We start from the raw sequence: 25,664 nt of genomic DNA on the forward strand, positions 1-25,664 counted from the left end.
TGTGACTAATCTGAAACAATTATAGCTATCGGCAGTACTAATATACTAATTCTAAACAGCCCCTAGTATATCGCCCTAAATATTTAAGAGAGAACTGACATTTTTTCATGAGTCCAATTTTACCTAATCCCTTGTTTCTTGCAGCAGCTACTACTTCAATTCCAATTGAGGGTATATGGTCGTGGTTGCAAAATATATCGCTGGGGGACTGGGCATGGTTAGGGGTCGCAGCCCATATCATTCTAACAATTTACATGTTTGTAAGGGTGTTATCCACTCAGCGCAATACCAGCATTGTCATCACTTGGTTGGTATTAATTATTGTGGTTCCTTTTTTTGGTATTATTGCCTATATATTAGTGGGCGAACCTTATTTAGGTAAAAGTTATAAATTAAGAAGCTCCAAGGCGCAGAAGATGCTTAAACAATTGACGGATCATGAGGGTATCACTTATGACACCGTTGAAGATATGCTTCCTGAGCGATATCAGGGGGTTAGCCGTATTGGAACTTATGATACAGGTTTTGGGGTTTATGATGGTCATACCATGCAACTGCTAACCTCAGCAGACAGTACGATCGATAGCTTGCTTGTAGATATAAATAATGCCACTCGTTTGGTGCTTATGGAGTTTTATATTATCTATCCTAAGGGACGGGTTCAGGAGATCTTTGATGCACTCATTAAAGCTTCCAAACGCGGGGTAGAGTGTCAAATACTTGCAGATAGTGTCGGCAGTTTTAGCTTTTTTACCGATGATTGGTATGAAAAATTAATCCACTCTGGCGTCATTATTCATCAATCGTTGCCAGTTGGGCTATTTAAAACGTTATTTAAACGCACAGACTTGCGTAATCATCGCAAAATAGTGGTAATAGATGAGTATATAGGCTATACCGGTAGCTTTAATCTGGTTGATCCAGAGTTTTTTAAACAAGACAAAGCGCTAGGTCAATGGATTGATCTTATCATGCGCATAGAGAGTAAAGAACAACTTAGTGTAGTAACCGCGCTGGCTGCAGTAAATGTTACGGACATAGGTGCAGAAAGCTCTGAAAATCTAAAAGTATTAAGTCAGCGTATCGATGAGAGCATCAATACCTATACACGCAAGCTGTATCGACCCAAACCTACGATTAACGATCTTAATGATAAGGTGCCGGGTTATATTGCACGGCAAATTTCAGCGTTAAATCTAAGCGATGAATATGGTCAAGAGTTTCAAACACCAAATAGCCATTCAACTTCAATGTCTAAGTCAACATCAACATCTATATACAAGTCAACGTCAACATCAACATTTGGGGATATAGCGTCTCAAGGTTATTTAAAGCCGATTAAGCAAATGCCTGTGGTTCACAATATCATAGCGCAGTTGATACCCTCTGCCCCTAGGCTCACAGAAAACGTGATATATAATACGTTACTTACCGTATTTCATAGAGCAAATTTTAAAATTCAAATTACGACCCCTTACTTTGTTCCTGACGAAGCGTTATTAGCTGCCTTAACCACAGCCGCCAAACGGGGTGTAGAAGTTACATTAATACTGCCCAAAAAAGTTGATTCATTTTTGGTCCAACACGCGTCGCAGGCTTCTTATTCTATATTAATGGAGGCGGGCGTTAACATCGCTCAGTTTAAAGGCGGCCTATTGCATGCTAAAACTGTCGTTATCGACGATGATTACTGTCTGTTCGGAACTGTTAACATGGATATGCGCAGTTTTTATTTAAATATGGAAGTTAGTCTAGCGTTATATTCTCCTGCAATAGTGCAGCAGGTGTTGACCTGTCAACAAGCCTATCTAACCCAATCCGAAATACTGGATTCACAACACTGGGAGATGCGCCCAACCTACAAAAAATTGTTCGATTCAAGTATTCGGCTATTTAGCCCCTTGCTATAATATAATGTTGACTATAAATGAATAATATTGGCTTATCTTATATCCATACTATTTAAACTATTTTTTATAATGTAAAATAGCCTATCCCTATACAAATAACGAGCACATAAAGCGTAATCATAAAGCGCTTGAACTTAAATCGTCTGAAATAGTAGAACTTCAACTTAAATCTAATAAAAATTTAACAGTTTAAACTATCTTTACGCGTTAGTTGTGTACAAAAATTAGTCTTAGATTTGCAAGCCATTGCACCTTATTAGGTATTTTATTACATGCCCGCGCCAAATTCTCTTAATTCTTCTGAATCTGCTTATGCGCTATTATCTGATGTAGCTGAAACATCAAATGCGCTTAAGCCCCCTTTTTACTACCGATTGCTCATAAAGCTTTTAAAGCCTTTATATCGCGTTGCTTTATGGCGCCGCCATCAAAAAAGTAAAAACTTAGACACGCCTACCGCTGATTATGAACAAGAAATTGACGCACGGTTTGGTCGTCAATATCCAAACCCGCCTACGCTCCCACATACTCATACAGGTACTGTAAATACTCAATTAGATAAGTCATCTGTGTTTTACGATAAGACAGTTTGGTGTCATGCAGTGTCACTGGGTGAGACCAATACCATCGCGCCTATGCTAAAGATTATGCTCGAGCAGGGTGCAAAGTTATGGATTACTAATACGACGCAAACTGGCTTTGCCCGCGCGGAAGAATTGTTTGCTACTTATTTGCAAACAGGTCAAGTGGCACACACATTTGTACCCGTGGATGATAAAGCAGTGGTAGAAAAGTTTGTAAACCACGTTAGACCTGACATTGCTTTATTTGTTGAAACTGAGTTGTGGGCGAACATTCTAAATGTCCTCAATAGGTTAGGCATTCCTTCTGTGTTAGTTAATGCCAGATTATCTCAAAAGTCTTTTCAAAACTATGCCAAGTATACTGATGTCATTACCAGTATGGTACAGAATTTGACGATGATAATCGCTCAAGACGTCGATACTGCGAAACGATTTCGTAGACTGGGCACCCCTGTTCCTAAAATACGCCGTGCGGATTCTTTAAAATGGTCTACGGGCTCTGCGCCGAGCTTAACAAAGTCCCATTTTATGTCTAAACCTTCTAATAGGGCAGATCAGATTGACAGCGAATCGGCTCAAAAGTTTGCTGAAGATTTGAGTGCTCTTGATAGACCAATTTGGGTGGCAGGCAGTACCCATGCTGGCGAGGAACAGGTTGTATTGGAAGCACATCAAGCGATCATTAAGATGCCTTCTCTTAATAACGCGTTATTGATTTTGGTGCCACGTCATCCTGAGCGATTTGATAAGGTTGCAGATCTCATTTCAGCGACGGGCATGACGCTACATCGACGCAGTAAAGGGGACAAAATAAATAAAGATACACAGGTTTATCTTGCTGATACTATGGGTGAGCTTAACGCATGTTACGCCCTATCTGATGTGGCTTTTGTTGGCGGGTCGGTAGTCAATATAGGAGGACATAATCCTATTGAAGCGGCAAGTTTGGCAAAGCCAATAATTATGGGTAGCTATACTCAATCCTGTCATGAAGTCGTGAGCGCCTTATATGATGCTGGCGCGCTTAGATTGATAGAGCCTAATACGGGTCAATCCAAACGTCAAAGCAAACGAAATAAAAGTCAGCTTAAAGATGTTGCGACAACACTTGCTAAGATAGTTAGTGACTGGCTTTTAAATCCAGAATTAGCCAAACAAGCAGGCGATGCTGGATGGCAATTAGTAACTCAAAAAAGCAACGCCATGCAAAATCAACTGGCCATGATAGAATCTTTATTAATTGATCTTGAACCTACGATAGAAACGTCGCTTCAAGCAGATGATTTAGACCACTTTGTAGTTAAATCACGATCATAACTACCCTATGAATATTATTCTATTACCAAGTACTGCTACGTTCGGTCAAGAGTTTACAATCACAAATGAGCGTCAGATAACTCATATCCTTAAGGTACTCAAGCTTGAGGTAGGGGATTTAGTAAAAGTTGGCATTGTATCGGGTAACATCGGAACGGCAACTATAAAATTTATAGATAGTGATAAAGTCATTTTATCAAACCTTGTCAGTCAGTATTTTCCACCAAACAAGCTTAATTTGACGGTTGTTCTGGCGCTACCAAGACCTAAAGTATTGCGCCGATTAATCATGGATATGACCGCTATTGGTGTGGATCATATAATATTAGTCAATAGTTACCGTACCGATAAAAGCTATTGGCAAAGCCCCATGTTACATCGTGTTGATGAGTTTATCGAATTAGGTTTACAACAAAGTGTCGATACCGTAAAGCCCATAGTAAGTTTTAAGAAACGGCTTAAGCCTTTTGTCGAAGATGAACTAAGTGTGATGACCCAAACCCACACATGTGTGGTAACGCATCCTTATGCACAAACCTCTTTTGGACAGTCTCAAAAGATCAATAGTTTTCCACAAATAGTCTGTATAGGTGCAGAAGGCGGGTGGATAGATTATGAGATTGAGCTATTTGAAGCAAATGGATGTACCGCTGTGTCTTTAGGAAACCGGATATTACGCACTGAAGCGGTTGTGAATGCATTGTGTGGTCACTATCTATTTTAACTGGTTGAATAATGTACTTACCAAACTATATGTTGAGAGTTATAGAGGCCAAATAAATGTTTAAAAGTTATCATTATTTACACAGTTTTATTATAAATGTGGTATCCAACATGATGGCCTTTATGTCAATTGTTTTCTATTATGATGACAAAGCTAATGGGTCAATAGCCCATAAACTGTGGTTGGTTTTAAGTGTTACTATACTCATGCTTGCAGGATGTGATAAACAAGCTACCCAAACAAATTCGGACACTATAGACACGGAGATACTAAACGCACAAGCACCCATTAGAATTGGAACAGATATTGAGATAAACTATCTTAAGCCTATAAGCGATGCTTATTACGAACAAGAAGGTTTTGAGATTGAATGGGTTCCTCTTGATACTGAGCTATTTAAACTCGACAGAACGTCGAATTTGCAGCTATCAGATAGTATAAACATCCCTCAAGATATCGATATGCTACTCATGCATAGTGCACATACCCTTTTTAACGCTGCTAGTGCTCATAAACTTCAGCCCATAGGCTCAAATAAATTAAATGATGCCGTGCCAAAGCAATATCAAGATACCGATGGTGAATGGTTTGGTATAAGTAGCTATGCACGGACTATTATTTACAACAAAAATAAAGTCAACGAACCTGAGCTGATTAATTATGCAGGGTTAAGTAACGATAAATGGCACAACCGATTATGTATGACTGACATAATGCTACCTGAGAATCAATCGATAGCTAAAATGATGTGGCATTATCGAGGGAGTAAACCAACTGCAAAAATCCTCTCTAATTTAGACCGCAATGTGTCAGAGTATTCGATAAATGAACAAGCCGTTATAAATAGTATTGAACAAGGTCGGTGCGATGTAGGTGTGGTCAATAGTGATATATTCTGGCGCTATGCTAAATCTAATCCTTCAACACCCGTTAGACTAACTTGGTCTAACCAAATTAATCGCGGCACTCTGACGGATGTCATTAGTGCCGGTATACTAAAATCTAGTCTTAAGGCGGGTCAATCCTTAAGATTTATGGAATGGCTGGTTAGTGACACAGGACAAGCATTAATAGCCTTCAATACCAGCACGTTTCCTATTATTAATATTAAAGATCCAAGTATTAACTCAGGTGCTATTCGTCCTAATTGGACTCAGTTCAACCCTGATGATAAGCCTTTGTATGACATTTATGAGAACAAACGGGTGTATAAGCCCACGCAAATTGAGTCTGAGGAAGCGTTGGAAGATAATATTTGATGTCGTTTAGTTTTTAATGACAATTAATGGCATTAATTATAAAGTTGCAAGTGAAGACAAACCCTAATAATTACTTCTAAATATTAACTTTTATATAGAACGTTTCTCATTTGTTATTGATAATTATTATTATTTGTATTATTATGCCGTTTACTATTAATAGTGCAGCAATATTAAAAATTATCATCGATTTATCATAACTAATGAGGGCCATATGAGTAACGCAATAGAGGCAACATCCGGCAAACTAAGCACTACCAAAATCACATTATTAAGTGCAGCAATTATGGGTGCATTCGCACTTACAGGTTGTAATCAGACAACTGAAACTACTGAAGCTGAAGCACCTGTTGACACGGAAACCACAAAAGCTGTCGAAACCGAAGTTGTCAGTTCTGAGGCTGCAAATACTGATGTGGCAAGTAAAGGCCCAGTCACTATCTATTCATCACGCAATGAACAGTTGATTCAGCCGTTGTTAGATCAGTTTACTTCTGAAACTGGGGTTCCAGTTGAATTGGTTACTGATAAAACAGGCCCATTAATGGCACGTTTAGAAGCTGAAACGACAAACACACCTGCTGATATGTTATTAACTGTTGATGCAGGTAACCTGTGGCAAGCGGGCGAACAAGGCCTACTACAGCCTTTAAACTCTGAAGTGGTTAATACCAACGTTCCACAGAAGTATCGTTCATCAGATGATCTATGGACAGGCTTATCGCTTCGTGCACGTACCATTTTTTATGATCCAGCTAAAGTAGATGCATCAGACTTATCAACCTATGCTGATCTTGCTGATCCAAAGTGGAAAGGTAAATTATGTTTACGTACCTCTAAAAAAGTCTACAATCAATCTTTAGTCGCCAGTATGATTGAGCATTATGGTGCTGAAAAAACTGAAGAAATCGTTAAAGGTTGGGTAGATAACTTAGCGGCTCCAGTGTTTAGTAATGATACTAAAATGCTAGAAGCAATCGCTGCTGGTCAGTGCGAAGTCGGTATCGCAAACAGTTATTATTATGGCCGTATCTTAGAAGATAATCCAGATTTCCCAGTTAACATTTTCTGGGCAAATCAAGGTGACGGTGCAGAAGCTACCGGTACGCATGTGAACGTATCGGGTGCTGGTATTGTAAAAAATGCTGATAACCCAGAGGGCGCGCGTATGGTCATCGAATGGCTGTCATCTGATACCGCTCAGGGCGAATATGCTAGCAGTGATAAAGAATTCCCTGTAAAAGAAGGCATTAATAAGTCAGAAATGCTTAATTCTTGGGGCGACTTTAAACAAGACGATATCAATGTAACAGTATTTGGTAAGCGTCAAGCTGAAGCTGTTCAGTTGATGGACCGTGCAGGATACGAATAATAATACCTTATCTGAAAACGATCTATCATTGTCAAACTCGAACCTAGTGATGGTAACGTTTGCACTGGTTTTCATCGATATGTTAATTTTTAGATTAGGTATAATAAGCAGTCTCATATTCACTTTATGATAAATAATAACGATTGCTAAGGCGTATACATTTCAAGAATGTATACGCCTTACAAAAGGGTATTATGAAATCAAATACAATAAAGCGTGACTTAATAGCGAAATTGGTCCTTGGGCTAATTTCGCTATTTATGTTAATACCAATACTCATTGTGATGCGATCATGGCTAGAACCAATGGCCGATGTCTGGTCGCATCTTTTAGATTATGTCCTACCTGATGTTGTCAAAAATACAATATTGATATTAGCACTGGTCACGCTAATTGCGGGTAGTTTAGGCACTTATCTTGCGTGGCTGACAAGTATGTACCGATTTACTGGTCAGCGGTTTTTCGTGTGGGCCTTAATGTTGCCATTTGCAATACCTGCCTATGTCCTCGCTTTTGTGAGTGTTGGTCTATTTGATTATAGTGGGGTCGTACAAACCACACTACGAGATATGGGCATCACATGGTCATTTAGTCAAATTCGAAGTGTATGGGGTGCAGGGGTTATCCTCTCACTTGTATTTTATCCATACGTGTATTTACTTGCGCGCCAAGCATTTTTATCTCAAGGAAAAAGAGCCTTAGAAGCCGGCCAAATGCTAGGATTAACTAAGCGTACTGCATTTTTTAAAGTGGCGCTTCCTCAAGCGATGCCTTGGATTCTTGGCGGACTACTTTTAACGTGGATGGAAACCCTAGCAGACTTTGGTGCGGTCTCGGTATTCAATTTGAATACGTTTACTACCGCGATTTATAAAGCTTGGTTCGGATTTTTTAGTTTAACCACGGCTGCGCAATTAGCGGCTATATTAATTCTTACTGTTTTTATAATTTTATCTTTAGAACGATATTGGCAACGAAAGCGAAGTTATTTACCCAGTGCAGGTCAGCGTGAACGAGAAAAGTTAACCGGAGTCCCTAATGTGCTTGCGGTACTGTCTTGTAGTATCGTATTTTTATTAGCATTTGGGTTTCCAATGCTGCAATTAATTGCTTGGGTAATAGATAATTATCATATTGATTTAGATACCCGCTACTGGGGGTTTTTGTTTAATACATTATCAATCGCTGCGACTACGTCAGTGGTCATCGCCATAATAACTCTAGTTATGGCATGGCTTTTAAGGCAATATCCCAATAAAAGTAATCAGTTAATTGTGTCTTTAGCGAACTTAGGATATGCGGTGCCAGGTACGGTATTAGCGGTCGGCGTATTTATACCGATTGCGTGGGTGGATAACTTGTTTATTGCCTATAATATTACTGACGCACAGGTATTAAGTGGCAGTGTCCTTGTAATGCTACTAGCATTGACAACCCGCTTTTTGACAGTGGGGTTTCAGCCTATTGATCGTCAATTAAATCGATTAACACCCAATCAAGAGCAAGCGGCGCAGCTACTTACTACCAACCGCTGGAAACGTTGGCGCAACGTCTACATGCCTGTGATAAGTCCAGGTGTGTTTACCGCGCTTATTATGGTATTTGTGGAAGTTACCAAAGAGATGCCCATTACATTAATGACACGACGTCATGGATGGGATACGTTGGCAGTTAGGGTGTTTGAAATGACCTCAGAAGGTATGTATGAACGAGCAGCATTGCCAAGTTTAACGATTGTTTTACTTGGTTTAATCCCTGTCATTCTACTCATTCGTCAATCTGACAAACTATAGAGTCTATTGGCTTCAACTATATTTACAGTGATAAACACACTTTATATCTGCACTTTAAAAATAAGTACGTGTCTACATATTAAGTTAGGGCGTGTGGAACTTTCGACCATGGCACTGGCGGCGGCTATTTTTTAGTCAATATGCAGTGAAATTTTAGACGCTTAGTCATTCTAAGCTATAAAATTTCGCAATATATTGGCAAAAAAGAGACCCGCCCCTGAGGACGGATTAAGCAAAGCACTGCTTTGCCGTTCGCAAGGCGAGAGCTGTGATCGAGTGAGGCTGATGCTAAAATCGCCCCAGATGTTGTTGTAAACCTAGTCAAGGTCCAATACGCTTCGGGCAGCCTAGTCTGGAACGATTTTAGCTATCAGCAGTGCTAATTTGCGAATGTTCTACACGCCCTAATAAGTTTAAAGATATATAAATGAATAAATGCATATAAACGACATTAAGCCTAATGGTGAAAACAAATGACATCCAAAGTACCTAATCCTTCACGTCCTGATTCAGAGTCATACTTAGATATCAATAATCTAAGTGTTAGCTTTGGAGATACAGAGGTGGTAAAGTCATTATCAATGCAATTAAACCAAGGTGAAATTGGATGTCTACTTGGATTTAGTGGCTGCGGTAAAACGACGGCGTTAAGAACAATAGCTGGGCTTGAACAACCTCAGCAAGGACTGATTAAATTAAATCATAAAACTTTAACCTACGTTATAAATACTCATATCAAAAAACAGGTAGCGCCTGCTAAACGCGATATGGGAATGGTATTTCAAGATTACGCATTATTTTCACATCTGACGGTAAAAGAAAATATAGGGTTTGGCTTACACCGATTGAACAAAGCTCAAAAGGCTGAACGTATTCAAGAAGTTCTACAATTAGTAGAGCTCAGTGAGCATGCTAATAAGCGGGTAACTGAACTCTCAGGCGGACAGCAGCAGCGCATTGCATTAGCCCGCGCACTAGCGCCTAAGCCTGAGTTATTGCTTTTGGATGAGCCGTTTTCAAATTTAGACATGATGCTGCGAGAATCTCTTGCCAGCAGAGTGCGAGATATATTAAAAAAGACAAATACAACGGCGATATTAGTAACCCATGATCAGCATGAAGCGTTTGCAATTGCGGATAAAATTGGTGTCATGCATCATGGTAAGATTGCACAGTGGGCCACACCAGATAAGTTGTATCATGAGCCCAATAGCCCGTTCATTGCCGAGTTTATTGGAGAAGGCGCGATGATTAATGGTGTAATAGAGCAGGGCGTTATCAAAACGGCCCTTGGTGATATTATGCGCCAACCAGAACCCATCCACGCTCGTGGCACCGCTCCCCCTCTAATCATTAGCGATTCAGAACATCAATTAACCTCTAATAGGACTATCGAATCAGACAATAAAGCACAGTTTGATAAAGGTGAAGTATGTCGCTACGATTATCCCAACGGAACGCAAATCAAGATATTGATACGTCCAGATGATATTGTTCATGATGATGATAGTCCGCAACAGGCTGAGGTCGTTGAGCGGGTATTTAGAGGTGCGAATTTTCTTTATCGATTACGCTTAGATAACGGAGAAGAGGTGTTGTCTTTAGTCTCCAGCCATCATGATCATCCTATTGGGTCTAAGATTGGTTTTTATCCGATAATGGCGCATGTCGTATTATTTCAAGGTAATGGCTTAGATGTCACCACTTGGCAACGTATTTGAATCTTATAGCAATACTTTAAAGCGGTTTTATAAATTAACGATCTCATATGTCCTTGATAAAGCCCTTAGACTTTCAAGCTTGCATAAGTTTTGACTAATTAAGCTGTTGTAAATTACACTGTTTCTATTAACCATTAATTATTATACTAACAAAGTGTGATTGGCTCACCTTATATTAAAAAATCCTATCTAAACAAACCATTTTATCGTCATATATAGTCTCCCATAATGGTGTGTCTATACGCCCGTTACATCTTATTTTGTGTTAAAATAGCAAAGATATTTTTGATACAAAAACTTTTAAATAGTTTGTATTATTTTTAGATCATTTCGGAGCCAATTGTTCCTTAATTATTTAATGATTTAAAGCTATTAGCAACACGGAGATGTATATATGAGCGATTCGGTCAGTCCTATTGCTATCGTCGATGAGATGAAGCAATCCTATCTTGATTATGCTATGAGCGTCATTGTTTCTCGGGCGCTACCGGATGTACGTGACGGGCTCAAACCTGTGCATCGCCGTATTATGTATGCCATGCATCAACTCTCAAACGACTACAATAAACCTTACAAGAAGTCTGCCCGTGTGGTTGGTGATGTTATTGGTAAATATCACCCGCATGGTGATACAGCAGTTTACGATGCCATCGTGCGAATGGCACAGGATTTTAGTCTTCGCTACCCTATGGTAGACGGTCAAGGTAACTTCGGCTCTATTGATGACGATCCTGCTGCTGCCATGCGTTATACCGAAGTGCGCATGACCAAGCTTACCCATCAAATGCTCGCTGATCTTGAAAAAGATACGGTAGATTGGGAAGATAACTATGATGGCTCTGAACGTATGCCGAGTGTTCTGCCCGCGCGTATCCCTAATTTACTAGTAAATGGAGCAACAGGTATTGCGGTTGGTATGGCCACGAATATGGCACCGCATAACTTAACTGAAGTACTGGATGCTTGTTTGGCTTATGCAGAAGATTCTAATATTTCTAGCGAAGCGTTGACCAATTTCATATCAGGCCCTGACTTTCCTACTGGCGGCATTATTCATGGTCGTTCAGGTATTGTTGATGCCTATCGTACGGGTAAAGGACGTCTTCATATTCGAGGACGTTATCATATTGAACCTATGAGTGACTCTGGGGCGAACCGAGATCGAGAGCGCATTGTATTCACCGAAATTCCATATCAATCAAATAAAGCCAAACTTATCGAGCGTATCGCTGAATTGGTTCGTGATAAGAAAATCGAGGGTATTTCCGAGATTCGCGACGAGTCTGATAAAGATGGTATGCGTATAGCGATTGATCTTCGCCGTGGAGAAGTTGCCGAGGTCATCGTTAACAACTTATTCTTGCAGACGCCTTTAGAGTCAAGCTTTAGTATTAATATGGTTGCGCTAGACAATGGTCAGCCAAAGCTTATGACGCTAAGACAGCTTATTGCTGCATTTGTACGTCATCGCCAAGAAGTTGTGACCCGCCGTACTATTTATGATTTAAATAAAGCCAAAGCTCGCGGACATCTGTTAGAGGGCTTAACTGTTGCCTTAGCCAATATTGATGACATCATTGCAACTATCAAAGAGTCTGCAAATCGTGGTGAAGCTCGTGAAAAGCTATTGGCTGAGGTGTGGGATTCAGGTACAGTGGTTGCTATGCTTCAAGCGGCAGGGCGTGGGTCACTTGAAACAGGGGATCTTCGTTCTGTACGTCCAGAGTTTATTGATGATGAAGATCTTAAAAACCCTTTTGGTTTGATTGATAACGGGAACAACTATCGGTTGTCATTAGATCAAGTCAATGCAATTTTAGAGATGCAATTGCACCGTCTTACTGGACTTGAACAAGAAAAGTTAACGGAAGAATATCAAGATTTATTGCGCCAGATCGCAGAGCTTGAATCTATCTTAGATGATTTTGATAAGCTTATGACGGTAATCAAAAACGAATTGATTGAAATTCGTGACAATTTTGGTGATGAGCGCCGAACAGATATCGTAGATTCACGTATTGATTTAAGCCGTGAAGATTTAATACCGGAGCAAACGGTTGTATTGACAGTGTCGCGTACAGGATATGCAAAAACCCAGCCTATTGGTGATTATGTTGCTCAAAAACGTGGGGGCAAAGGTAAATCTGCTACTGCCATGAAAGAAGATGATGTGATCGATCATTTGGTAGTGACGTCTACGCATTCTACCGTACTGTGTTTCACTGATAACGGGCGAGTGTTTAGTCTACGCGGTTTTGAAGTGCCTATTGCTAGCCGTGGTGCTCGTGGTCGTCCTTTGGTCAACATCATTGGATTAGATGCGGATGAAGTTGTCACCACAATATTGCCTATTCCTAAAATGGTTGAAGAAGCCCCAAATACAGCAGCTGTTGTAGATTCAGACGATTTATATATCGACAATGATGAAGATAACAACAACAATGATGCGGCAGTAGAAGGTCCGTTTGTTTTCTTTGCCACTGCTAATGGTGCGGTTAAACGAGTAGAGTTAAAGCATTTTGCAAATATCAGATCGAATGGGTTAATAGCCATAGGTTTAGATGAGGGTAACAAGCTGGTATCTGCTCGAGTTACCGATGGCTTGCAGGAAGTCATGCTATTTGCCTCAAGTGGTAAAGCCATTCGCTTTGATGAAAATGACATACGTGTCATGGGACGAACTGCAAAAGGCGTGCGTGGTATGCGAATCAGCAAACAAGAATCTATTAAATCTTTAGTCGTTATTGATGAAGATGTGAACGAGATACTGATTGCTTGTGAGAATGGGTTTGGAAAACGTACTTCTATTGATGAATTCAAGACTCAGAATCGTGGTGGCGGTGGCGTAATCGCTATAAAAACCAGTGAACGAAACGGTGCATTAGTTCGGGCTACAAAAGTGCAACCTGAAGATGATGTCATCTTGATATCAAACAAAGGTACTCTAGTGCGCACACCAGTTGCTCAAGTAGCCACATCAGGGCGTAATACTCAAGGTGTTACCTTAATTCGTTTATCAGAAGATGAACAATTAGTATCGATGGCACGAGTTGAAGATACTGGTGAAGAAGATGAGATACTTGAGGCTATCGCTGATGCCACTGCATTAGATGATGACGCGGCAGTTGATAATCAAAAATTAATTTAAACTTTCATTCTCTATATACTTATATTTAATATTGATATTAAATTTATGTCGTTGATATAGACAATAGAAATCTAATGCCGACATATAGGTTGTCGGCATTGTATTATCCATACCACTATTTTATTAGGAATCTTTATGTCTAACCTTCGAATACATCATCTAGAGAACTCACGGTCGTTTAGAATCGTTTGGCTATTAGAAGAACTAGGTTTAGATTATGAACTTACTCAATATGAACGAACCAAAACATTTTTAGCACCAAAAAGTTTAGAACAAGTTCACCCGACTGGTAAGTCTCCCATACTTGAAGTAACTGGTATAGATTCAGACAACCCTGAACATACTCAAGCATTAATTGAATCAGGTCACATTATAGATTATTTGACTGCAAAATATGATGCTGACTACAAGCTGCATCCTAAAGTGAATCCTGAAGATGTGGTATGGCGTAATTATAATTTTTGGATGCATTACGTCGAAGCATCAGCGATGCCAGGACTCGTTATGCGTCTGATTTTTAATAAAGTGGTTGAGCGCTCTCCTGCGCTTATCCGTCCTATTTCAAAAAGTATTCGTAAACAAGTTGAATCCTCAATGATTGAGAAAAATATCAAAAAATCATTGCAAATGGTCGAATCTCAGCTAAGTAGTAACAAATGGATAGCGGGTAATAACTTTTCAGCAGCAGATATTCAACTGGCTTTCTTTATTGAAGCGGCGAATAGTGGTGAAGGTTTGGATGCAGTGAAATATACCAATACATTAAATTGGCTAAAACTGTGTAAAGCACGACCAGCTTATCAAGCAGCGGTTGAAAAAGGAGGAAAGCTTGAGTTCTAGAAGGTCGAATCAGATAGAGAACTCTTATAAACCAGAAGTATTAAAGTCTTGGAAGACGAAATTACTTATACTTATATTATGTGTAATAAGTTTTTATGCTGGGTGGCAGGCAAGTCGATCGTATCTTATAAAGAACTGTCAACAGGCAGGCGCTATTGTAGAAGTTCAAAACGCTTTGATCTTGTGTCAAATGCCAAACAAGTAATTGGGTTAAAAAGTATACTCTACAAGTCAGCGAATAAATGAGCGTACAATTTTGGTATTGTACGCTTTTTTTATGTTTATTTAATCTGCAAATATAGCTCCTATTCAAGTTATAAATTTAAGTTTTACTATTTTAAGCTTTATTATTCTAAGCTTTAATTTATTGAACTGTTTTAGAGAACTATCTAATCAATTAAGCTCTATTTTTGTAAAATAAATCAAATCTTATGGTTTAATTAGACAAGCTAACTACGTAGTCATATTAAAACTTGACATAAATAAATATCTTTGATTTTTATTGAATTATTAGTTAATCATCCATATATAGTTACTAGAGTAAAACGTAAGCTTAGTATCATAAATGTTCTAACCATTTATTATGATTACATTACGAGTTAGAGCTTATAGTTACGTTTATATAAATAATAAAAATATTAAATTTTATAAGGATTATTATGAGATTAGATAAATTTACGCAGAAGCTTCAAGCTGCTTTACAGCAAGCTCAAAGCTTAGCAGTGGGTAGAGACCACACCAGTATTAGCCCTGTTCATTTAATGGCAGCATTACTTGAAGATGAGTCTAACTTGTCTGTATGTCAGCAAGCTGGGGCGAGTATACCTGCGCTAAAAAATGGCGTTGCTAAAGCGTTAGAGAATGAAGCAGTTATTGCAAACCCAACAGGTGAAGTAAACTTAAACCCTGAAGTCGTTCGAGTGCTGAATTTAGCAGATCGTCAAGCGCAAAAAGCGGGAGATGAATACATCGCGACAGAATGGGTTTTATTGGGGTTATCTGAGCAAGGTGATACTAAAAAGATATTCACTCAATCAGGGGTGACCTCTGAAAAACTAAAATCGGTTATTGAACAAATTCGTGGAGAACAAACTGTGGATAGTCAAAACGCTGAAGATCAACGCGACGCTTTAAATAAATATACAATTAATTTAACCGAACAAGCAGAGACCGGTAAACTCGATCCCGTTATTGGACGTGATGAAGAAATCCGCAGAACCATTCAAGTACTGTCACGCCGTACCAAAAACAATCCTGTATTAATTGGTGAGCCCGGTGTTGGTAAAACCGCTATTGTAGAAGGTTTGGCTCAAAAAATTGTGAATGGTGATGTACCAGAGGGTATGCGTTCCAAAGAAGTGTTATCACTTGATTTAGGGGCTTTAATTGCAGGTGCCAAATATCGTGGTGAGTTTGAAGAGCGTTTAAAAGCGGTACTGGCCGACTTATCTAAGCAAGAGGGTAATGTCATATTATTTATCGACGAATTGCATACCTTAGTTGGCGCTGGTAAAACTGATGGCGCGATGGATGCGAGTAATATGTTGAAACCTGCACTTGCACGTGGTGAGTTACAGTGTGTGGGCGCAACGACATTAGATGAATATCGCCAATATATTGAAAAAGATGCTGCACTTGAACGCAGATTCCAAAAAGTACTGGTTGATGAGCCTACGGTTGAAGATACCATCGCAATATTACGGGGTCTAAAGGAGCGCTATGAATTGCATCATGGTGTCGACATTCAAGACAGTGCCATTATTGCCGCGGCGCGTATGAGCCACCGTTATATTACTGATCGTAAGCTACCCGATAAAGCGATTGACTTGGTGGATGAGGCTGCTAGCCGTTTGCGTATGGAAATGGACAGTAAACCAGAAGCTTTGGGTAAAGTGGATAGCCGCTTAATTCAATTAAAAATGCAGCGCGAAGTTCTTAAGAATGAAGAAGATGCGGGAGCTCAGGCAGAACGAAAACTTCTGGATGAACAGATTGAAGAGCTTGAAAAAGAATATGCCAATTTAAATGAAGTATGGCAGGCAGAAAAAGCACTGCTCAAAGGCAGTCAGCAGTTAAAAGATGAGTTAGATAAAGCCCGTATCGCTTATGATAAAGCAAGTCGCGAAGGCGATTACGAAACCATGAGTAAGCTTCAATATGAGACCATACCTCAATTAGAGAAGCGTATTGCCGAGTCTGACCTAGCAGAGCAAAAGCAACAGTCTGAAGAAGGTGAAGATATTAAGCTGCTACGTAACAAGGTCACTGATAACGAAATCGCTGAAGTGGTTGCGTCTGCTACTGGTATTCCGGTAAGCCGTATGCTTCAAGGCGAACGTGAAAAAATGTTGGCAATGGAAGAGCGTTTACACGAGCGTGTTGTCGGCCAAGATGAAGCGGTTCAGTCAGTTGCGAATGCGGTACGTCGTAGCCGTGCTGGTTTGTCAGACCCTAATAGACCTTCTGGGTCCTTCTTATTCTTAGGCCCAACAGGTGTGGGTAAAACAGAGCTAACTAAGTCACTCGCCAAGTTTTTATTCGATTCTGATGATGCTATGGTTCGTATCGATATGAGTGAGTTCATGGAGAAGCATAGTGTGAGTCGATTGGTTGGTGCGCCTCCTGGCTATGTGGGTTATGAAGAAGGTGGTGTTTTAACAGAAGCGGTACGACGTAAGCCATATAGTGTAATCTTGTTTGATGAGGTTGAAAAAGCACATCCTGATGTCTTCAATATCCTACTTCAAGTGCTAGATGATGGTCGTCTTACTGACTCTCAAGGCCGTGTCATTGATTTTAAAAACACCGTCATTATTATGACCAGTAACTTAGGATCTCATAAGATACAAGAAATGGCAGGTGATGATTATGAAGAGATTAAAGCGGCAGTCATGGATTCTGTTGGTCAACACTTCCGTCCAGAGTTTGTGAACCGTATTGATGAAATAGTAGTCTTTCATCCACTTGGTATGTCGCAGATGGCTGGTATTGCTGAAAGACAACTTGAGCGTTTACGTGAGCGCTTACAAGAGCGTGAAATGGATATCAAACTCACGCCTGATGCTTTGAATCTGTTAGTAGCCGTTGGCTATGATCCCGTTTTTGGTGCTAGACCGCTAAAACGCGCTATTCAGCAGCAAATTGAGAACCCATTATCACTCAAGTTACTCGCTGGTGATTTTGTCGCTGGAGATACGATCAAAGTTGATATTGATGACAACGACAACTTGGTTTTTTCTAAATAATGGTCTAATTAAATAGGCAAGAGACCTAACACTTTGTTGGGTCTTTTTTATGCATGTTATATTTAAATAGTTATAAATTCAGTTAAAATTTAGAACAAAAACGTGACTCAGTCTTGTAATAGATATGTTTCTGATAATTGATAATTAATAATTGACTTGTTAATGTATCATTTTTTTTAGGACATAAGGTATTCTAATGGATGACTTAAAAGTTGGGCGCTTAGGTCCTTTTCCTAGGGTTAATAAGCCTGTATTTATAGCCTCGGTTATTTTAATCGTAGGCTTTATTGTATTTGGTGCTATTTTCCAAGACTTAGCAAGTGAGGTGTTTAGCGCGAGTCAAAGCTTTATTACCCAAAGATTCGGCTGGATGTTTATTATTTTGATGAATGTCGCTGTTGCGTTTTGTCTTTATTTGATTTTAAGTCGGTATGGTGATATCAGATTAGGGCATCAAACTGAAGCCCCTCGATACAGTTTGCTATCGTGGATTGGCATGTTGTTTTCTGCTGGTATCGGTATTGGAATCATGTACTGGGGTACTGCCGAACCTGTCTATCATTTCATGGCACCTCCAATGGGAGAGCCGCAAACGATAGAAGCTGCAAAACAAGCGATGAATATCTCATTTCTACATTATGGTATTCATGCTTGGGCAATTTATGCCTTTGTTGCTTTATCTTTGGCATATTTCCATTTTAGACGCGGTTTGCCGCTTGCAATACGCTCAGCCCTTTTTCCTATTTTGGGTAAACGTATCAATGGTAAATGGGGCCATACAGTAGATGTGTTGGCTGTCTTTGGTACGATGTTTGGGGTGGTTACGACACTTGGCTTAGGGGTCTTACAAATCAATTCAGGCCTTGAAGGATTGTTTGGACTACCCAACAATGTGCCAGTGCAGATAGTTTTAATCGCATTCATTACACTTTTGGCATGTGGCTCATTAATGCTAGGATTAGACAAGGGTATCAAACGTTTAAGTGATTTAAATATATTTTTAACCTTTGTGTTATTAACATTTGCCTTTATATTAGGGCCTACGCAATACATCATGGATAGTTTTGTTGAGAACATTGGTAATTATATAAGTAATGTCGTTGAACTGGCTTTTTGGAATGAAGCCTATACTAAAACAGACTGGCAATCTTCTTGGACTATTTTCTACTGGGCATGGTGGGTAAGCTGGTCACCATTCGTCGGCGTATTTATTGCACGTATTAGCCGTGGGCGAACCATCCGAGAGTTTTTATTAGGTGTGCTTTTTGTGCCTATGACCATATTGTTCTTTTGGTTTACCACTTTTGGTGGCGTAGCTGTCAATATGGAACTTATAGGTGATGCTGGATTTATCGAAGTCGTTCAAAATGATTATGGTAATGCTATCTTTAAGCTTATGGAATACTATCCATTAACTAAAATAACGACTATGTTAATCATTATTATGATTGTATTGTGGTTTGTGACGTCATCAGATTCGGCAAGTTTCGTAATTGATATGTTGACCTCAGGTGGAGATACCAATCCACCCAAAATACAGCGTTTATTTTGGGCAGTAACTCAAGGTTTAGTAGCAGCGATTCTACTGGCAGCAGGCGGGCTAAAAGCACTACAAGCAGCAGCAATTGTTGCAGGCTTCCCGTTTGCTATCGTTATATTTGTGATGATATTAGCACTCTTAAGAGGGCTTAGCCGTGATAGATTAATACTATATCGTACTCAGCAGCGCTTTATTACTGAAGAGTCGGCAGAGCATAACTCAGCGAATGAGTTTAAGGATGAAGATCTTCTTAAAGGTCCACCTAAAATAGTATCAGGTGAATAGCCCGTACGCTCATAAGTCGATTGAAAGCCAATTCCAATGAATTGGCTTTTTTATTTGTTTTTTAAAGGCTGTAATCATTTAGTATAGTCAAAGAACTTTAAAGTAGTCACAAGGCAACCGAGTGCAAGTACTACTAGGGTAGGCTTAACGAGGTTAACACCTTGACTCTTTATAAGTTCGCCGACTATAGTTCGATGACTATATTAATCCAATTCTATAAGTTCAAATTATATTTTATAAAAAATTAACCCACCTTAGGGTGGGTCAATATTTTTAAAAATAAGAAGTAACAACTTAGATTAAATAAGTGGTTCTTTAAAGTATTAGCTTTTAGATTCTAACTAACTAGTTTTTTGGATCTTTATTAACCTGTACATACTTGTCAAAATTGTCCGCATAATCGTCAAGATTATCACTAAGCATCTGACGGTATTGCTTGGCGTAAAAGTCAATGATGTCTTCTTTCTCTTTTGCTAAATCACCTCCCTTAACAAAGCCTATTGATGCCACTGAAGCACTATAGCGAGCAGCCGCATACAATAAAGAGGCGCCTACTTGACCAGAATGAGATTCAGGTCCCAACTGACTGTTTGCTAATTGAATAATGGCGTCGGCACGTTTATAAAATGCTTCAATATCTTGAGATATTTCTGGGATTTCTGGTGTATTAGAAGTGTCTGTCATAATAAATAACTTTTGAATAAATGAGTAAATGATTCAATTTATAAATTAGCATCAGCACGAAGTATTTCGGCTTTGTCTGTTTTTTCCCATGTAAATGCCGTTTCTGAACCTTCACGTCCAAAATGCCCATAAGTAGCCGTTTGTTGATACATAGGCTGTAACAGGTTTAACATGTGAGTGATGCCATAGGGGCGTAAATCAAAATGGGTGCGAATAAGCTCAATAATAGTTTCTGAGCTTACTTTTGAAGTACCAAATGTATTCACTGAAATGGAGGTAGGCTCAGCGACACCAATAGCATAACTGATCTGAACCTCACAGCGCTCTGCCAGTCCTGCTGCAACGATATTTTTGGCAACATAGCGACCTGCATAAGTGGCACTGCGATCAACTTTGGAAGGGTCTTTACCACTAAAAGCACCCCCACCATGACGCGCCATACCCCCGTAGGTATCCACAATAATCTTACGACCTGTTAGACCCGCATCACCTACTGGACCGCCGGTAACGAACTTTCCAGTAGGGTTGATGTGGTATCTTGTGCCTTGATGAAGTAGGTCAGATGGCAATACATGTTTAATAATATTCTCCATGACTGCTTCTTTTAAGTCTGACTGAGAGATGCCTTCATCATGCTGCGTAGAAAGAACAACAGCATCGATAGCAGAAGGGACACCGTTATTATATTGTAGAGTTACCTGCGCCTTAGCATCAGGGCGTAACCAGTTAAGCTCTCCAGAACGGCGTAATTCAGATTGTCGTTCCATTAAACGGTGCGCGTATTCGATAGGCGCGGGCATCAATACTTTGGTTTCATTGCTAGCGTAACCAAACATTAAACCTTGATCACCAGCCCCTTGGTCTTCAGGATTAGAGCGATCTACACCTTGCGCAATTTCATTAGATTGTTTACCAATCATATTAATAACCGCGCAAGTATTACCATCAAATCCTAAATCAGAATGGTTATAACCAATATCATTAACTGTTTGACGAACGATACGCTCCAGATCTACATTGGCATTTGTTGTGATTTCACCCGCTAATACTACAGCGCCAGTTTTAACTAAAGTTTCGCAAGCAACACGAGCATTTAGGTCTTCTTTTAATATGGCGTCGAGTATGGCGTCTGAGATTTGATCTGCCATTTTATCTGGATGACCTTCGCTAACAGATTCTGAGGTAAAAAGTTGATAATCATGCATAGTTTATAAGTCACTTATATTTTAAGCTTAAATTTTATGGCTTGAAATGGGGGTATATTAGATATCAGATTTTAACACATTAGGATTATACAAACATTAAGCATGTTATTGTGTAGCAAAAACTTGTTTATTCTTGAACATGCATTCGTCGTACACGGGGCATTTACCACACTTTGGGGTACGCGCTTGGCAGGTATAGCGGCCATGCAAAATCAAATAATGATGCGCGGTTAAGATATACTCATCAGGTACTCTTTCAAGTAATTTTTTTTCAACGGCCAATACCGTTTTGCCGGTAGCAAGGCCTGTTCTATTACTGACTCTAAAGATATGCGTATCCACGGCCATCGTTGGCTGCCCAAAAGCAGTATTTAATACAACGTTAGCCGTTTTTCGACCGACTCCCGCCAGTGCTTCCAAATCCTTACGGTTATCTGGAACTTGACTATTATGTTTATCTATTAAATCTTGGCACGTTCTAATAATGTTCTTCGCTTTAGCATTATATAAGCCAATCGTTTTGATATAGTCTTTAAGGCCGTCTTCACCGAATGCTAAGATGGCTTCAGGCGTATTAGCTACTTTAAATAGCTTCGAAGTCGCTATATTTACACTCACATCAGTAGCCTGTGCAGAGAGTATAACAGCGATAAGTAGCTCAAAGTTATTGTTATATTCAAGTTCGGTTACAGGTTCTTCGATAGCTGCAGAAAGCTTATCGAAAAATAGACGTACATTGCGATTTGGTAGCCGCCTTGATGGGGGTGTTTGGGCTGTTTTATGCTTTACAGTCAGGCTCATAAGGTTTTATTAGGTCAAAAAGTAGTGAGTTAATATGTTTTATATTTTTAGTTTTTAGTTTTTAGTATGGATGATCTTGATGGTATCGGGACTATTTATAAATAAATATTCTAATCATAAAATTGATCTGATTAAAAGGACAATTAAACCTTACTTAAATTAATCTGTTATCGCATTTAATTCTTGTTTTAGCTTATTAAGCTCGCTCTGTTTTTTCTCATTCGCTCTAACACTAAGCTGCTTCTCGAGTTTTTTTATTTTAGTGCGTAGCTTGGCTGACGCTATGGTTTTCTTAGCTTCATCAGCGTCGATATTCAAATGATTGATTGATGCATTCCCAAGCTTGGTTTCAACCATACTCGTCACTGGCTTTGCATTGGTATTATCCGCCATTTGCTTAGCGACTCGATTTATATGGGTATGATACCGCTTACGTAAGTGAGATTGTTCAAGGGAGCGGCTTTCAGGAGATTCTAATTCAGCGGCTCTAGGCACTTCAACTAAGTCAATACAGTCAACAGGACAGGGAGGTAAGCATAGCTCACAACCTGTACAAAGATCAGTAAATATAGTATGCATGTGCTTACCTGTGCCTACTATCGCATCGACAGGACATGCAGGTATACACTTGGTACAACCAATACAATCATCTTCTCGTATAACCGCGCGTACCTCTACCGGTCGCTGTGTGACAGGATCTACAGGCCACTGTGATTCGCGAGCTTTAAGCGATTGGCGGCCTAGTATACCTGTAATAGCATCTGTCACAGGCTGACCACCAGGCACGCATTTGTTATGCGGTTCGTCATCTACAACGATTGCTGCCGCATAAGGCAGACAGCCATCAGAATGATCACACAGGCCGCATTGAGTTTGAGGCAATTCGGCATCAATCATAGAGATGATATTGCGCTGTTGCTGTGTAAGTTTTACTAATTCTAGACGTTTAAATAAAATAGGAAGGTTGTCTAATCGAGTATTACTCATGGGTGCCTTGGCTTAATTTCATTAAACACGAAATACTTAATTATAAAATAGGTTAGGGATTACATAGAATAGCTACGGCTAAAAAGATATGGCGGCTAATAGGAGCACGGCATATAGTCAGAAAAATGCTAAACGGTTACGGTGTTAACCTCGCTCGCCCTACTACTAATTGTACTTGCACTCGGTGGCCTTGTAACCGTTATAGATTTATTTGACTAGCTATTTTATAAATTAAACATAAACAAAATTAAACAGTATAAAAATTAACCAGCGATAACCTTTGATCGTAATTCATTAATAATAAGCTCACGTGAGTGACACATAAGTTTTAAAACGGTCATGTGCAACGAGACAAGATGATTTAAGCCGCCAATTGAGTCATCAGCTTATTAAGGCTTTCATTGCCAACGTTCATAGCATGATTGCCAACGGGATGGTTTTTCTGTAATGCGCTCAGTGTATGATCAACAGCAAGTATGACGTCCGCTACTTTAGCGTATTTGCGGTAGTTGGCGTTTTCATCATTTTCTATAATATTATGATCAATATATAGCGCATCACTCATATAATTAGACAATCGATTGATTACATTAGCAGCATCGGTAAGTTCTAAAAAACTTAATGCTCCGGCAACTTGTTTAAGTTGTCCAGGCACGTCTTTTAATACATCGACATCCTTATTAGGATTGGTAATGTCATCCATAAAGTTACTAATTGAATGTTCTATAAGGGATAAGAGTTTACGACTTTCATTGACCAAGGAGTGATAGGCGGTATCAAGTTGGAAAATGGATATGTTTTCATTATTAAAAGGATGAATTTGAGACCCTGGTGTGTGCGCTTTAGAAAGATTTATCGCTGCATTTTCAGTAGTCATCAGTCTATTTAGTAAAGCATCTAGATCCGATAGATTAGGCGTCGTCCATTTACCCACTATTAACGCACTCTCATCAAGCTCTTTGGCCGCATTGTTCAAAGATAGCATGCGCATAGTAGACGCTAACTGCTTAAGCTTAGCCACAATAGGCTTCACGTCATCAGGTTTGATCGCTGAACCTGTATCGACGTTGTTGTCATATACCAAATTACTAACTTGGCTTTTAATATCACTAACTTCACTTTGGATGATATTGTTTAAAGTATTGGTAATGTCCTGATCAGGGCCGAACATAAACTTTCTTAACTGTCCTCGTTGTGAGTCTGTTAAGGTATTGGCGTCGAGCTGTTTTCTAAGCTCAATTGCCAATTCATGATTGCGTAAACAGGCGAAACTGACTAAGTCAGCAAAGCGCTTATCATCTGCTGGCAAGTAATTGTGGAACTGTTGGTCCAAAAATATAAAAATGTGTTTATGTTCGCTCGGTAAAGGTAGTAATTCTTGAATCTGATAAGTAGCTGCTGCAGCTGCTTTCCAAAACAGCGAGTCTGACCTTTCTGCCACATGAGCACAGGATTGATACATGGCATTAAGTTTTTCTGAATCTTTAGCATTAAGCTCGTTATTGTCGTTGGCTAGAATAACGTTAAGCCCAGTACGATAAACCGTACTCAAGAGCTCTGAGTCTAGATCGAGACTCGCCAAAGACTTAAAGTTTTGTGCAGGGTTCGCGAGGGAGACGTGACTATAATCATAAGTGATTAAATTATCTAAACTTAACGGCTGTTTACCGATAACCTCATTAAGCTGATTAATTACAGGTAATAACAAACTTGGTTCTAGAGTTTCATACAACAGCACAAATTCTATATAACGATTCAACGTCATAATTGCTTGAGAGGTCGCCATAATTAATAGCTCATTTGTGTTCTCACCGATGTCATATAGTCGCTGCATCGATTCTGATAACAGTTCGGCAAGTTCTCCGCCACCTGATAAAGATATGAGCTTTAGCACCTCGGCAAGCTGTTTGAGCATAGCTACTGAATCTAATAGTAATGGCGCTTGCTCTTCATTATCATTAAATTCACTTAAATGACGTTCCGCATTTTTTAAGGTGACAGTTATTTCAGGTCTAAGCAAATATAATGAAGACAAATCAAAATTAGTGACACTTATTGCTTGAGTGCTTAAGGGTTCTTTTGTCAATGTCATCGTATGCTACCTAAAATTGAAGGGTATTTTAAATTAAATTTTCTTAAATTAGATGCTTATTAAATTAAATGCTGGTTAAATTAAATGCTATTTAAGATCGAACGCTTTAAAATTAAACTTATTATAATTAAACGTACCTAAAGTGTATCTTGCATAA

16 protein-coding genes are annotated in these 25,664 nt (G+C 39.4%); 11 read left to right on the plus strand and 5 right to left on the minus strand.

Annotation, left to right across the window (positions count from 1 at the left end):
• Nucleotides 1–107 precede the first annotated feature (107 nt).
• The 11 genes from AC21OH_RS02605 to AC21OH_RS02655 all read left to right on the plus strand — a co-directional run bounded on the left by AC21OH_RS02605 (nucleotide 108) and on the right by AC21OH_RS02655 (nucleotide 19,738).
• Complete coding sequence (locus AC21OH_RS02605; RefSeq protein ID WP_487371284.1) at nucleotides 108–1,910, plus strand: phospholipase D-like domain-containing protein; 1,803 nt, start codon at nucleotides 108–110, stop codon at nucleotides 1,908–1,910.
• 272 nt (nucleotides 1,911–2,182) lie between these two features.
• The gene (locus AC21OH_RS02610; protein WP_487371285.1) at nucleotides 2,183–3,811 is read left to right on the plus strand and encodes a 3-deoxy-D-manno-octulosonic acid transferase; all 1,629 of its coding nucleotides are present in this window, start codon (nucleotides 2,183–2,185) and stop codon (nucleotides 3,809–3,811) included.
• A 7-nt stretch (nucleotides 3,812–3,818) separates the two neighbouring features.
• Nucleotides 3,819–4,535 carry a 16S rRNA (uracil(1498)-N(3))-methyltransferase gene (locus tag AC21OH_RS02615; RefSeq protein WP_487371286.1) on the plus strand — a complete coding sequence of 239 codons (717 nt, stop codon included), beginning with the start codon at nucleotides 3,819–3,821 and terminating at the stop codon, nucleotides 4,533–4,535.
• Between the two features lie 122 nt (nucleotides 4,536–4,657).
• Complete coding sequence (locus tag AC21OH_RS02620; RefSeq protein WP_487371287.1) at nucleotides 4,658–5,794, plus strand: ABC transporter substrate-binding protein; 1,137 nt, start codon at nucleotides 4,658–4,660, stop codon at nucleotides 5,792–5,794.
• 214 nt (nucleotides 5,795–6,008) lie between these two features.
• Complete coding sequence (locus AC21OH_RS02625) at nucleotides 6,009–7,166, plus strand: extracellular solute-binding protein (protein ID WP_487371288.1); 1,158 nt, start codon at nucleotides 6,009–6,011, stop codon at nucleotides 7,164–7,166.
• Between the two features lie 260 nt (nucleotides 7,167–7,426).
• Nucleotides 7,427–8,959 (plus strand): ABC transporter permease, encoded by a 1,533-nt coding sequence (locus tag AC21OH_RS02630; RefSeq protein ID WP_487371289.1) that lies wholly within the window; start codon nucleotides 7,427–7,429, stop codon nucleotides 8,957–8,959.
• Between the two features lie 473 nt (nucleotides 8,960–9,432).
• Nucleotides 9,433–10,680, plus strand: a complete 1,248-nt coding sequence (locus AC21OH_RS02635; RefSeq protein WP_487371290.1) for an ABC transporter ATP-binding protein — start codon at nucleotides 9,433–9,435, stop codon at nucleotides 10,678–10,680.
• A gap of 394 nt (nucleotides 10,681–11,074) precedes the next feature.
• Nucleotides 11,075–13,828 carry a DNA gyrase subunit A gene (gene gyrA, locus AC21OH_RS02640; protein WP_487371291.1) on the plus strand — a complete coding sequence of 918 codons (2,754 nt, stop codon included), beginning with the start codon at nucleotides 11,075–11,077 and terminating at the stop codon, nucleotides 13,826–13,828.
• A 135-nt stretch (nucleotides 13,829–13,963) separates the two neighbouring features.
• Nucleotides 13,964–14,668 (plus strand): glutathione S-transferase, encoded by a 705-nt coding sequence (locus tag AC21OH_RS02645; RefSeq protein ID WP_487371292.1) that lies wholly within the window; start codon nucleotides 13,964–13,966, stop codon nucleotides 14,666–14,668.
• 659 nt (nucleotides 14,669–15,327) lie between these two features.
• Complete coding sequence (gene clpB, locus AC21OH_RS02650; RefSeq protein ID WP_487371491.1) at nucleotides 15,328–17,913, plus strand: ATP-dependent chaperone ClpB; 2,586 nt, start codon at nucleotides 15,328–15,330, stop codon at nucleotides 17,911–17,913.
• 196 nt (nucleotides 17,914–18,109) lie between these two features.
• A complete protein-coding gene (locus AC21OH_RS02655) occupies nucleotides 18,110–19,738 on the plus strand; it encodes a BCCT family transporter (protein ID WP_487371490.1) in 1,629 nt (542 codons plus the stop codon).
• Nucleotides 19,739–20,083: 345 nt separating this feature from the next.
• Here the strand turns inward: AC21OH_RS02655 and AC21OH_RS02660 are convergent, their stop codons facing one another.
• The 5 genes from AC21OH_RS02660 to AC21OH_RS02680 form a co-directional block, all read right to left on the minus strand.
• Entirely contained in the window at nucleotides 20,084–20,422 is a 339-nt protein-coding gene (locus tag AC21OH_RS02660; RefSeq protein ID WP_486535397.1) for a DUF3144 domain-containing protein, read from the minus strand.
• A 38-nt stretch (nucleotides 20,423–20,460) separates the two neighbouring features.
• On the minus strand, nucleotides 20,461–21,627 hold the full coding sequence (metK, locus tag AC21OH_RS02665; RefSeq protein WP_487371489.1) for a methionine adenosyltransferase: 1,167 nt from the start codon (nucleotides 21,625–21,627) through the stop codon (nucleotides 20,461–20,463).
• A 105-nt stretch (nucleotides 21,628–21,732) separates the two neighbouring features.
• A complete protein-coding gene (gene nth, locus AC21OH_RS02670; protein ID WP_486535395.1) occupies nucleotides 21,733–22,428 on the minus strand; it encodes an endonuclease III in 696 nt (231 codons plus the stop codon).
• A gap of 159 nt (nucleotides 22,429–22,587) precedes the next feature.
• Nucleotides 22,588–23,415: an RnfABCDGE type electron transport complex subunit B gene (locus tag AC21OH_RS02675; RefSeq protein ID WP_487371488.1), complete on the minus strand. Its 828-nt coding sequence runs from the start codon at nucleotides 23,413–23,415 to the stop codon at nucleotides 22,588–22,590.
• Nucleotides 23,416–23,776: 361 nt separating this feature from the next.
• Nucleotides 23,777–25,507: a hypothetical protein gene (locus tag AC21OH_RS02680; RefSeq protein WP_487371487.1), complete on the minus strand. Its 1,731-nt coding sequence runs from the start codon at nucleotides 25,505–25,507 to the stop codon at nucleotides 23,777–23,779.
• Nucleotides 25,508–25,664: the final 157 nt, after the last annotated feature.

Source organism: Psychrobacter sp. CX10 (assembly GCF_057621575.2).